The sequence below is a fragment of the Pseudomonas sp. genome, assembly GCF_030147005.1.
In the GTDB taxonomy this organism is placed as follows: domain Bacteria; phylum Pseudomonadota; class Gammaproteobacteria; order Pseudomonadales; family Pseudomonadaceae; genus Aquipseudomonas.
In genome coordinates, this window is record NZ_JASLAW010000246.1 from 130391 (window position 1) to 141689 (window position 11299).

An 11299-nucleotide genomic window follows, 5' to 3' on the forward strand; every position below is an offset into this window, starting at 1 on the left:
CGGCAGGTTTACAGCACCTGAACGATCGCTTTGGTCACCGCGTCAATATTCGACTGGTTCAACGCCGCCACACAGATACGCCCGGTATCCAGGGCATAGATGCCAAACTCGTTGCGCAGGCGGGTTACCTGTTCAACCGTCAACCCGGAGTAGGAGAACATCCCACGCTGGCGCCCGACGAAGCTGAAGTCGTGGCCGGGCGCAGCCTTGGCCAGTTCGGCCACCATTTGCTCGCGCATGCCGCGAATGCGCAGGCGCATTTCGGCCAGTTCCGCTTCCCACTGGGCGCGCAGTTCAGGGTTGTTCAGTACCGCTGCCACGATCGCCGCGCCGTGGGTCGGCGGGTTGGAATAGTTCGTGCGGATCACGCGCTTGACCTGGGACAGGATGCGCGCGCTTTCTTCTTTGGATTCGCTGACGATGGACAATGCGCCCACGCGTTCGCCATACAGGGAGAACGACTTGGAGAACGAGCTGGACACAAAGAAGGTCAGGCCCGATTCGGCGAACAGGCGCACCGCAGCGGCGTCTTCGTGGATGCCGTCGCCGAAGCCCTGGTAGGCCATATCGAGGAATGGCACCAGGTTCCTGGCCTTGACCACGTCCAGTACGTTCTGCCAGTCAGCCGGGCTCAGGTCGACACCGGTCGGGTTGTGGCAGCAGGCGTGCAGCACCACGATGGACTGTGGCGGCAGGGCGTTGAGGTCTTCGAGCAGGCCGGCACGGTTTACATCATGGGTGGCGGCGTCGTAGTAGCGATAGTTCTGCACCGGGAAACCGGCAGTCTCGAACAGGGCGCGATGGTTTTCCCAGCTCGGATCGCTGATGGCGACAACGGTGTTGGGCAACAACTGCTTGAGGAAGTCGGCACCGATCTTCAGCGCGCCGGTGCCGCCCACGGCCTGTACGGTTACTACGCGGTTGGCTTCGAGCAGCGGCGACTGCGCACCGAAGAGCAGGGCCTGCACGGCTTTGTCGTAGGCCGCGATACCGTCAATCGGCAAGTAGCCACGGGCAGCATGTTGCGCCACGCGAATGGCTTCCGCTTCGGCAACGGCACGCAAGAGTGGAATCTTCCCCTCTTCGTCGCAGTAAACGCCCACGCCAAGGTTGACCTTGGTGGTTCGTGTATCAGCGTTGAATGCTTCGTTGAGGCCCAGGATTGGATCGCGTGGTGCCATTTCGACAGCGGAGAACAGGCTCATTTTTGCGGCAGCTCTATGGGGGAAGGGAGGGACGTGTCGCGCTCCAGCCGGTTGCACTAGAGCGGTGCACAAACGGGGAGCTAGTATAGAGGCCATCACTGCTGAGGGCGACAGCCGAAATGGCTTTTCGGCCAAGTTTTTCGGTTTATTTGCCGACCGTTAGTCTTATTGCATATTGATCCTGAACGGCAAGTAGGACGATTGCCTTGAAACCCGTCACATTCGTCACCACTACTACAGCTATCATGGTTTTTTCCTGCAACCTGCGATGACTATTCGCGGGTTGCTGAGCTATTTCGTCCCTGGCGGTGTTGAGTCTGGGGTGACCACACGAGGTACGTTATGTCGGATTTCCAGCTCGTCACCCGTTTTGAACCTGCCGGCGATCAACCGGAAGCCATTCGCCAGATGGTCGAAGGCATCGAGGCCGGCCTGGCGCATCAGACGCTGCTTGGGGTGACCGGTTCAGGCAAGACGTTCAGCATCGCCAACGTGATCGCGCAGATCAATCGCCCGACCCTGGTGCTGGCGCCCAACAAAACCCTGGCCGCGCAGTTGTATGGTGAGTTCAAGGCGTTCTTCCCGAACAACGCGGTGGAGTATTTCGTTTCCTACTACGACTACTACCAGCCCGAAGCGTATGTGCCGTCCTCCGATACCTTTATCGAGAAGGATGCGTCGATCAACGACCATATCGAGCAGATGCGGCTGTCGGCGACCAAGGCTCTGCTGGAACGCAAGGACGCGATCATCGTCACCACGGTGTCGTGCATCTACGGCCTGGGCAGCCCGGAAACCTATTTGAAAATGGTGCTGCACGTTGACCGCGGCGACAAGCTCGACCAGCGCGAACTGCTGCGGCGCCTGACGAGCTTGCAATACACCCGCAATGACATGGACTTTGCCCGTGCCACGTTCCGCGTGCGCGGCGATGTGATCGATATTTACCCGGCGGAATCCGACCTGGAAGCGATCCGCATCGAGCTGTTCGACGATGAAGTCGAAAGCTTGTCGGCCTTCGACCCGCTGACCGGTGAGGTGATCCGCAAACTGCCGCGCTTCACCTTTTACCCCAAAAGCCACTATGTGACTCCGCGTGAAACCCTGATGGGCGCGATCGAGGGTATCAAGGTCGAGTTGGCCGAGCGCCTGGAGTATCTGCGCGCCAACAACAAGCTGGTGGAGGCTCAGCGCCTGGAGCAGCGCACCCGGTTCGACCTGGAGATGATTCTGGAGCTGGGTTACTGCAACGGCATCGAAAACTACTCGCGTTACTTGTCGGGCCGTGATTCCGGCGCGCCGCCGCCGACACTGTATGACTACCTGCCGCCGGACGCCTTGTTGGTGATCGACGAGTCCCACGTCAGCGTGCCACAAGTGGGCGCGATGTATAAGGGTGACCGTTCGCGCAAGGAAACCCTCGTGGAATACGGCTTCCGTCTGCCCTCTGCGCTGGACAACCGGCCGATGCGTTTCGACGAATGGGAAGCCATCAGCCCGCAGACTATTTTTGTGTCCGCAACGCCTGGCAACTACGAGGCCGAACATGCCGGCCGGGTGATTGAACAGGTCGTGCGACCGACTGGGCTGGTGGACCCGCAAATCGAAATTCGCCCGGCGCTGACTCAGGTCGACGACCTGCTTTCGGAAATCAACAAGCGCGTGGCCCTGGAAGAGCGGGTGCTGGTCACCACGTTGACCAAACGCATGTCCGAAGACTTGACCGATTACCTGGCCGACCACGGTGTGCGCGTGCGCTACCTGCACTCGGACATCGACACCGTGGAGCGCGTGGAAATCATTCGTGACCTGCGCCTGGGCACTTTTGATGTGCTGGTGGGCATCAACCTGCTGCGCGAAGGCCTGGATATGCCGGAGGTGTCGTTGGTGGCGATCCTGGACGCGGACAAGGAGGGCTTCCTGCGCTCCGAGCGTTCGCTGATCCAGACCATCGGCCGTGCGGCGCGTAACCTCAACGGCCGGGCGATCCTGTATGCGGACCGCATCACCGGGTCCATGGAGCGGGCGATCGGCGAGACCGAGCGCCGTCGCGACAAGCAGATTGCCTATAACCTCGAACATGGCATCACCCCCAAGGGCGTGTTCAAGGATGTGGCCGACATCATGGAAGGCGCCACCGTGCCCGGCTCGCGCAGCAAGAAGCGCAAGGGCATGGCCAAGGCCGCTGAGGAGAGTGCCAAGTACGAGAACGAACTGCGCTCGCCGAGTGAGATCACCAAGCGGATTCGGCAGTTGGAAGAGAAAATGTACCAATTGGCGCGCGATCTTGAGTTCGAGGCAGCGGCGCAGACGCGCGATGAGATTGGCAAGTTGCGCGAGCGGTTGCTGGCTGTGTAAGCCTCTGTAGTAGCGAGCTTGCTCGCGAAAAACGCCAACGATTAAGCGGGTATTCTGAGTAACCGCGGTGTTATTGCGTTCTTCGCGAGCAAGCTCGCTCCTACAATATGGACCGCTGGGCTGTTACCATTCGCCCCTTGTTTCAATTTTCAGTTATATCGCCCATTCGAGACCTGCCATGACCACCGTCCGCACGCGCATTGCGCCATCGCCTACTGGGGATCCCCACGTCGGCACTGCTTACATCGCTTTGTTCAACTACTGCTTTGCCAAGCAGCACGGCGGTGAATTCATCCTGCGGATCGAAGACACCGATCAACTGCGCTCCACCCGTGAGTCGGAACAGCAAATTTTCGATGCCCTGCGCTGGCTGGGCATCACCTGGGCGGAAGGCCCGGACGTCGGCGGCCCCCACGGCCCCTATCGCCAGAGCGAGCGCAGCGACATCTATAAGCAGTACACCCAGCAACTGGTGGACATGGGCCATGCGTTCCCCTGCTTCTGCACCGCCGAAGAGCTGGACCAGATGCGCGCCGAGCAACAGGCCCGTGGCGAGACACCGCGCTACGATGGCCGCGCGCTGCTGTTGCCTCCCGAAGAAGTGGCCGCGCGCCTGGCCGCCGGCGAGCCCCATGTAATCCGCATGAAAGTGCCGAGCGAAGGCGTGTGCGTGGTGCCGGACATGCTGCGCGGTGACGTCGAGATCCCATGGGACCGCATGGACATGCAGGTACTGATGAAGACCGACGGCCTGCCGACGTACTTCCTGGCCAACGTGGTCGACGACCATCTGATGGGCATCACGCACGTGCTGCGCGGCGAAGAATGGCTGCCGTCGGCGCCCAAGCTGATCCTGCTCTACGAGTACTTTGGCTGGGAACAACCGCAGCTGTGCTACATGCCGCTGCTGCGTAACCCGGACAAAAGCAAACTGTCCAAGCGCAAGAACCCGACCTCGGTGACCTTCTACGAGCGCATGGGCTTTATGCCCGAGGCGATGCTCAATTACCTGGGCCGCATGGGCTGGTCGATGCCGGACGAGCGCGAGAAGTTCTCGCTGCAGGAAATGGTCGATAACTTCGACCTGTCCCGTGTGTCCCTGGGTGGGCCGATTTTCGATATCGAGAAACTTTCATGGCTCAACGGCCAATGGTTGCGTGACCTGCCGGTAGAAGAGTTCGCCAGCCGCGTGCAGCAATGGGCGCTCAACCCTGAGTACATGATGAAGATCGCACCGCTGGTGCAGGGCAGGGTGGAGACGTTCAGCCAGGTTGCACCGTTGGCCAGCTTCTTCTTCGCCGGTGGCGTGAACCCGGATGCCAAGCTGTTTGAGTCGAAAAAGCTTTCGGGTGACCAGGTTCGTCAGTTGATGCAGTTGATCCTGTGGAAGCTCGAAAGCCTGCGCCAATGGGAGAAGGATGCGATCACCGCGACGATCCAGGCGGTGGTTGAGTCTCTCGAGCTGAAATTGCGCGACGCCATGCCATTAATGTTTGCAGCGATTACCGGGCAGGCCAGTTCGGTGTCGGTACTCGACGCGATGGAAATCCTCGGCCCGGACCTCACGCGTTTCCGCCTGCGCCAAGCCCTTGATTTGCTTGGTGGTGTTTCGAAGAAAGAAAACAAAGAGTGGGAAAAGCTGCTGGGCGCTATCGCTTAAGCGGACGGTTGTAAGGACGAAACCCCGGTTTTCCGGGGTTTTGCAGGTAAGTGATTGTTATCCCGGCAAAAAACTTTGAAAATTGTTGAAAATAAATTTGACACGTTTCGAAACCGCCATTAAGATTCGCCCCGTCCTCACCGATGAGGGGCTATAGCTCAGCTGGGAGAGCGCTTGCATGGCATGCAAGAGGTCAACGGTTCGATCCCGTTTAGCTCCACCAATTTACAGGTTCAAGGTCTGGCCACACCGTCCTTGAATCGATCAGCACTCAGCGCTGATCAGTTGTACAGAAGGTTTTGTCCCCTTCGTCTAGTGGCCTAGGACACCGCCCTTTCACGGCGGTAACAGGGGTTCGAGTCCCCTAGGGGACGCCAGTTTCAACAAGCAGCTCGAAAGGTCTGCTGCGCCGCCAGGCGAAAAATCGGGGCTATAGCTCAGCTGGGAGAGCGCTTGCATGGCATGCAAGAGGTCAACGGTTCGATCCCGTTTAGCTCCACCAATTTACAGGTCCAAGGTTCCGGCCACACCGTCCTTGAATCGATCAGTCTCAGCGCTGATCACTGTACAGAAGGTTTGTGTCCCCTTCGTCTAGTGGCCTAGGACACCGCCCTTTCACGGCGGTAACAGGGGTTCGAGTCCCCTAGGGGACGCCACGTTTACCCGCTTTGCGGGATTTTAGAGGGTCATTCGATTATTGAATGGCCCTTTTGTTTGTCTGGCGTTTGGCCAATTCTTTCCTTACTTCCTTTTTTCTGTTCTGACCAGTGGTCATGCCTGTCGCTTGCGCAATATTATTATAGTAATAATATTCACCCATGAGAGACGGAGGCTTTGATGAGCGATAAGAAAGCGCACACTCGCGAACGCATATTGCAGGCTGCCAGCGCCGCATTGATCCAGCGCGGCCCGGCTGAGCCGAGCGTCGGCGAAGTCATGGGGGCGGCGGGGCTGACGGTCGGTGGTTTTTACGCGCACTTTGAAAGCAAGGATGCGCTGATGCTGGAGGCTTTCACTCAGTTGCTGGCCAAGCGCCGCGCGGCGATCCAGGAAATAGACCCGGAACTGACCGGCGAAGAGCGCCGAAGCCTGGTGGCGGCGTTTTACCTGTCGCGCAAACACCGCGACTCCACCACACAGGCGTGCCCGCTGCCTTCAACCGTCGGCGAGATGGGCCGCTTGCCGGAGGAATTCCGAGAGGCGTTGCGCGAACACTGTGAACTGATGGCGGCGCAAATGGCGGCCAGCCCGGAAGATTCCGACAAGGCTTTGGCCGACATGGCGTTGATGGTCGGCGGCCTGGCCCTGGCGCGGGCCCTCGGCCCCGGCGAGCTGTCTGATCGTGTGTTGCGCGCCGCAAAGTCGGCGGTACGCTGAACGAGGTTCACAGCCTGGGCAGCTTAACGTAGGGTCTTGACTTCACACCGCGCGAGCCGCCATTTACAGGAGCGCCGAACCGCCTGATACACTGCGCCCGCCAACAATCGACTGGAGCAGGGCATGGGCTGGGATTTGGCAACGCCGTTTATCATCGATCTGCAGGTCGCCCCTGAGGACATCGACGGCCTGGGGCACGCCAATAATGCGGTTTATGTGTCCTGGCTGGAGCGTTGCGCCTGGCGCCACTCGCAGCGTCTGGGGTTGGATCTCACCGAGTACCGGCGCCTGGATCGCGCCATGGCCGTGGTGCGTCATGAGATCGACTACCTGGCGGCCGGCTACGAAGGCGATGAGCTGCAACTGGCCACGTGGATTGTCGATTGGGACCAGCGCCTGAAGATGACGCGCCGTTTCCAGCTGGTACGCCCGCGTGACGGTGCCACCTTGCTGCGCGCGCACACCACCTTTGTTTGTATCGAACTGTCCAGCGGCAGGCCCAAGCGCATGCCCGCCGAGTTTATCGAAGGGTATGGGCCTGCGCTGACAGGGGGTTAACGGTTGTTGTAGGAAACCCAGTAAACTGCGCCACGATTTTTGTTGAGTGTTTTCCATGCAAATTGCTTTGGCGCCCATGGAGGGGTTGGTCGACAACATCCTGCGGGACGTATTGACCCGCGTGGGCGGTATTGACTGGTGCGTGACCGAGTTCATCCGCGTCAACGACCGCTTGCTCACCCCTGCCTATTTCCACAAGCTCGCCCCGGAACTGCTGCACGGTGCCCACACCGCTGCGGGCGTGCCGCTGCGCGTGCAATTGCTGGGGTCTGACCCGGTATGCCTGGCGGAAAACGCCGCGTTGGCCTGCGAATTGGGGTCGCAGGTGATTGATCTCAACTTTGGCTGCCCGGCCAAGACGGTCAATAAGTCTCGCGGCGGTGCAGTGCTGCTCAAGGAGCCCGAGCTGCTCAACCAGATCGTCGAGCATGTGCGCCGTGCGGTCCCGGCCCACATCCCGGTCACCGCCAAAATGCGCCTGGGCTTCGACAGCCCGGATGGCGCGCTGGTTTGCGCCACGGCGCTGGCCGAAGGCGGGGCCGCGCATATCGTGGTGCATGCACGTACCAAAACCGATGGCTACAAGCCGCCGGCCCATTGGGAGTGGATCCCGCGGGTGCAGGATGTGGTCAAGGTGCCGGTATTTGCCAATGGTGACATCTGGAGCGTCGAAGATTGGAAGCGTTGCCGCGAAGTCAGTGGCGCCGAAGACATCATGCTTGGCCGTGGCCTGGTGGCGCGTCCTGACCTGGCGCGGCAGATCGCGGCGGCGCGTGCGGGGCACGAGGTGGTGGAGATGACATGGGCCCAAATGCAGCCGATGCTCCAGTCGTTCTGGGCCAAATCGATGGCGCAATTGACCGAGCGCCAAGCGCCCGGCCGCTTGAAGCAGTGGCTGGCGATGCTGACGCGCAATTACCCCGAAGCGGTGCAGCTGTTTACGGCGATGCGCCGGGAGACCAACCTGGAGCAGGTCAGTCGCCTGCTGGGGATGCCTCATCCAACGGTTGCCCAAGCCGGTTAGCGACGACTTCGCATACCGAGCCGCCATAAAGGCGCCTGCAGACTAATGCCAGCCAGTTAAGCGTAGATTCCCTGTGGGAGCGGGCTTGCTCGCGAAAGCGGTGGGTCAGTGACCATCAATGTTTGCTGGTCCGACGTCTTCGCGAGCAAGCCCGCTCCCACAGTTGATCTTGGCTGTTTTGAGCATTGCGTTCGCTTAACTGATCGGCATGTGCCACTGCAGGCGCCTTTTTTTCGCCGGCGAGTTAACACAAACCACTGAAGAAAGATGCGCGCAATGTTATCGATGAATGACATTACTGCTGATTATTAGCGCGTGTGACCACACTTGAGTGTCAAAAAAGCCATGAATCAAGGCTTGGCGGAAATTGTCCATAAGGCAAAGTCTGACAACGCGCTTTGGTTTCCTTATATGAGCTGCGATTTGCGGAACTCGATAGCTTAACTTCCCACGAATGGAAGGACTGTGAAGCAGCACTGTTGCTATTCAGTCATACAACTATCACTCCCTCTGACCCTTGCCGGGTCAGGTCGTAAGCAATAAAGGAACTCGCGAATGTCTATGTCGATTAACACTCCGCCAGCGGTAAAAGTCGATGCGTCTGCCTTTGATCAGCAAAAAATTTCAACTAATAACGTTATTGTAAAACCTAACGCTCAACCTCAGGGTGCAACGCTTCTTCAGTCGTCATTGCGTTCCGACGACACCTTAGGTTTGGGCAATACGCTGATTACCCCGGAAACTGCTTTGAAGCAGTTGTTCGATATGCTTGAAGGTATCTTCAGGGCCATGCGCGATATATTTGCGGGCAGAACGGCGATGAAGCCCGACTCAGGCAAATTACCGATTGCACTGGATGCCGGCAAGGAGCTGATCAAACCGGATGCGGGCAAGCTGCCAGCGGTGCCGAATGCCCTCAAAGAGCTGGTCAAACCGGATGCGGGCAAGCTGCCGGCGGTGCCGAATGCCCTCAAAGAGCTGGTCAAACCGGATGCGGGCAAGCTGCCAGCGGTGCCGGACGCCCTCAAAGAGCTGGTCAAACCGGATGCGGGCAAGCTGCCGGCGGTGCCGGATGCCCCCAAGGCGCTGGTCAAGCCGGATGCGCCCAAGCTGACGGTGCTGCCGCAACCCGGTGACGTTCCGGTCAATGTGCCTGACGGGAAGAAACTGCGCCCCATGCCATTCTCGCCAACGGTGCCCAGGCCCGAGACAAGCGTAAACAATGACCCCAAGACAAACGTCAACGTGAACGTGGTCCTCAGTCATTGCCACTGCCCAGACGGAACAGTGTTGCCGGACCGACTGCCGAAACCATGGGTTTCTACGGATATCCGGCCCCAGCCAGCCGTACTGCCGGATGCAAGGCCCCAAGCACCCCTGCTACCTGGCAATTTTCCAAGGCCGAACATGCCAGTGGATACCAGGTCTCAGCCTGCGGTCTTGCCAGATAACCAGCCAACGCCATTTCCCGACGCTCCCACTCAAGATCTGACCAGTCCAGGCCCCGTCGAAGACCGACCTGCCGGCAGGCATGGGCGCTTTAATCATCGGCTAAGTTCCAGGTTTTAAAACAACCGTCGCGTTTCATTTTTTTATAAGTGCAGGCATTTTTTCGAAAGGGTATTTCGAGGGAGTGCCTGTCTGTGGAGAACGCTATGTCATTCTATCCAATTAATAATATCGCTCGGTTAATTGATGTAAGGCGGTTAATGTCGATCGATGCACTTAGTGCAAGTAACGAACATGCTATTGAGTCCCGTGTCAGTCGCGAGTCGGGCAGGGCAATTCCTGATATGGCGTATCGTAATATCTCGAGAAGTTCGGTGAGTGTCGGGAATGACACGCACGCGATCAATGCAGTCGTGGCGTTGTTCACTTCGTTTGTTACACAGTTGTTCTCTCTGGTAGATGATAAAAAAGAAAGGAATATTCCTGACGCTGTTCCGTTACCGTCGCCTGATGTTCCGCAGGTAACACCCCAACTGGAGTTACCCAAACCTCATGCCGCAGCGAACATTCCGGGTTTGTCGGACAAGCGCAGCGGTGCGAAGCCCGAGAATATCTGGAGTGGCTTTCGTCAGGGCCCGGATGGCAACTGCGTGACGGTGTCGGCCATCAAGGCTGCGATGTATCGATTCGGACAAAGCCCCACGGATATTTTCAAGGAGGTGGCCAGGATCAACGACGGTTATCACGTGGTCATGCGTGATGGCTTTCGGCTTACGTTGACCGACCGAGAATTGGCCGAGGGTATCCAGGGCGCCAAATTCTACGGGCCCGACAAAGGCATGCTCAAGGATGCGCAGTTCCTGTTTTCCGTCAGCGCCAAACGTGCACAAATGGAAAACAACGATGGTACGGCCGGCCGGAATTATCGGGAGGCGATTCGTAGCCTGAACAACGGGGAGGATGAACGCGGCCCGGGAGAAGGCTTTCTGCGCCTCGGGTTGAAAAACCACATGAAGAGAGTGCCGGTGGGTGAGCTTGCCCGAGGTCAGATAGGCATGTGCAACCGCACCGGGCATTCGGTGGCCGTCATCAATGGCCGCGAAGAGTTATGGGGAAGACAGGGGCGAACTCCCACGCATGGTCAAGCCGTGGCATTGATTTGACCGTGATGCACCTGGGCAGGGATAACCCAGGCTGCATTTTTTTCAGTTCTGCGCTGCAAAAACACCTATTCCAGTAACTGCCTGAACCCCTCTATCGGCAATGGCCGACTATGCAAATACCCCTGATACAAATGGCAGCCGAGCTTCTGCAGAAACGCCAGCTGTTCCATGGTCTCCACGCCTTCGGCAATCACTTCCAGATTCAAACTGCGGGCCATGGCGACAATAGCGCGGATGATCTCAGCGTCGTTGGGATCGTGAGTCGCGTCGCGCACAAACGACTGGTCGATTTTCAGCGCGTCAACCGGCAAGCGCTTGAGGTAGGTCAGGGATGAGTAACCGGTGCCAAAGTCATCCATCGCAAAGCTCACCCCGAGTTTTTTCAGGCGACGCATCTTCATCACCGTGTCATCCAGGTTCTGGATCACGATGCCTTCCGTAATTTCCAGTTTCAGCAAACTGTAGGGCAGTTGGCGCAGCGTAAGGCTGTGTTGTACCCGTTCCA

The 11299-nt window shown here is 58.6% G+C and carries 9 protein-coding genes and 4 tRNA genes; 11 read left to right on the forward strand and 2 right to left on the reverse strand.

Translation table 11 applies throughout. The annotated features are described in order from the left end of the window. Window positions 1-8: 8 nt before the first annotated feature. Window positions 9-1205: an amino acid aminotransferase gene (locus Q1V60_RS23455; protein ID WP_300635284.1), complete on the reverse strand. Its 1197-nt coding sequence runs from the start codon at window positions 1203-1205 to the stop codon at window positions 9-11. A gap of 342 nt (window positions 1206-1547) precedes the next feature. On the opposite strand from Q1V60_RS23455, the gene uvrB reads away from it, so the two are divergent. The 11 genes from uvrB (at window position 1548) to Q1V60_RS23510 (ending at window position 10794) form a co-directional block, all read left to right on the forward strand. Then, window positions 1548-3563: an excinuclease ABC subunit UvrB gene (gene uvrB, locus Q1V60_RS23460; protein ID WP_300635286.1), complete on the forward strand. Its 2016-nt coding sequence runs from the start codon at window positions 1548-1550 to the stop codon at window positions 3561-3563. 178 nt (window positions 3564-3741) lie between these two features. Beyond that, on the forward strand, window positions 3742-5223 hold the full coding sequence (gene gltX, locus Q1V60_RS23465) for a glutamate--tRNA ligase (protein ID WP_300635288.1): 1482 nt from the start codon (window positions 3742-3744) through the stop codon (window positions 5221-5223). A 147-nt stretch (window positions 5224-5370) separates the two neighbouring features. Then, window positions 5371-5446 (forward strand) — tRNA-Ala (locus Q1V60_RS23470). 78 nt (window positions 5447-5524) lie between these two features. Further along, window positions 5525-5600 (forward strand) — tRNA-Glu (locus tag Q1V60_RS23475). 49 nt (window positions 5601-5649) lie between these two features. Beyond that, window positions 5650-5725 (forward strand) — tRNA-Ala (locus Q1V60_RS23480). Between the two features lie 78 nt (window positions 5726-5803). Continuing rightward, window positions 5804-5879 (forward strand) — tRNA-Glu (locus tag Q1V60_RS23485). 181 nt (window positions 5880-6060) lie between these two features. Then, window positions 6061-6600, forward strand: coding sequence for a TetR/AcrR family transcriptional regulator (locus Q1V60_RS23490; protein WP_300635289.1), 540 nt, complete (start codon window positions 6061-6063; stop codon window positions 6598-6600). Window positions 6601-6723: 123 nt separating this feature from the next. Then, window positions 6724-7158, forward strand: a complete 435-nt coding sequence (locus Q1V60_RS23495) for a thioesterase family protein (RefSeq protein ID WP_300635291.1) — start codon at window positions 6724-6726, stop codon at window positions 7156-7158. Window positions 7159-7213: 55 nt separating this feature from the next. Further along, entirely contained in the window at window positions 7214-8182 is a 969-nt protein-coding gene (locus tag Q1V60_RS23500) for a tRNA-dihydrouridine synthase family protein (protein WP_300635293.1), read from the forward strand. A gap of 555 nt (window positions 8183-8737) precedes the next feature. Continuing rightward, window positions 8738-9751, forward strand: a complete 1014-nt coding sequence (locus tag Q1V60_RS23505; protein WP_300635295.1) for a hypothetical protein — start codon at window positions 8738-8740, stop codon at window positions 9749-9751. Window positions 9752-9897: 146 nt separating this feature from the next. Further along, a complete protein-coding gene (locus Q1V60_RS23510; RefSeq protein ID WP_363321070.1) occupies window positions 9898-10794 on the forward strand; it encodes a hypothetical protein in 897 nt (298 codons plus the stop codon). Between the two features lie 65 nt (window positions 10795-10859). Here Q1V60_RS23510 and Q1V60_RS23515 read toward each other — a convergent pair. Further along, on the reverse strand, window positions 10860-11299 hold a 440-nt coding region (locus Q1V60_RS23515; RefSeq protein WP_300635299.1), incomplete at its 5' end, for an EAL domain-containing protein.

What these genes read in the sequence shown, in the direction of transcription:
- Q1V60_RS23455 (WP_300635284.1), bottom strand. Translation starts at nt 1,205, where the DNA reads ATGAGCCTGTTCTCCGCTGTCGAAATGGCACCACGCGATCCAATCCTG.
- uvrB (WP_300635286.1), top strand. Translation starts at nt 1,548, where the DNA reads ATGTCGGATTTCCAGCTCGTCACCCGTTTTGAACCTGCCGGCGATCAA.
- gltX (WP_300635288.1), top strand. Translation starts at nt 3,742, where the DNA reads ATGACCACCGTCCGCACGCGCATTGCGCCATCGCCTACTGGGGATCCC.
- Q1V60_RS23490 (WP_300635289.1), top strand. Translation starts at nt 6,061, where the DNA reads ATGAGCGATAAGAAAGCGCACACTCGCGAACGCATATTGCAGGCTGCC.
- Q1V60_RS23495 (WP_300635291.1), top strand. Translation starts at nt 6,724, where the DNA reads ATGGGCTGGGATTTGGCAACGCCGTTTATCATCGATCTGCAGGTCGCC.
- Q1V60_RS23500 (WP_300635293.1), top strand. Translation starts at nt 7,214, where the DNA reads ATGCAAATTGCTTTGGCGCCCATGGAGGGGTTGGTCGACAACATCCTG.
- Q1V60_RS23505 (WP_300635295.1), top strand. Translation starts at nt 8,738, where the DNA reads ATGTCTATGTCGATTAACACTCCGCCAGCGGTAAAAGTCGATGCGTCT.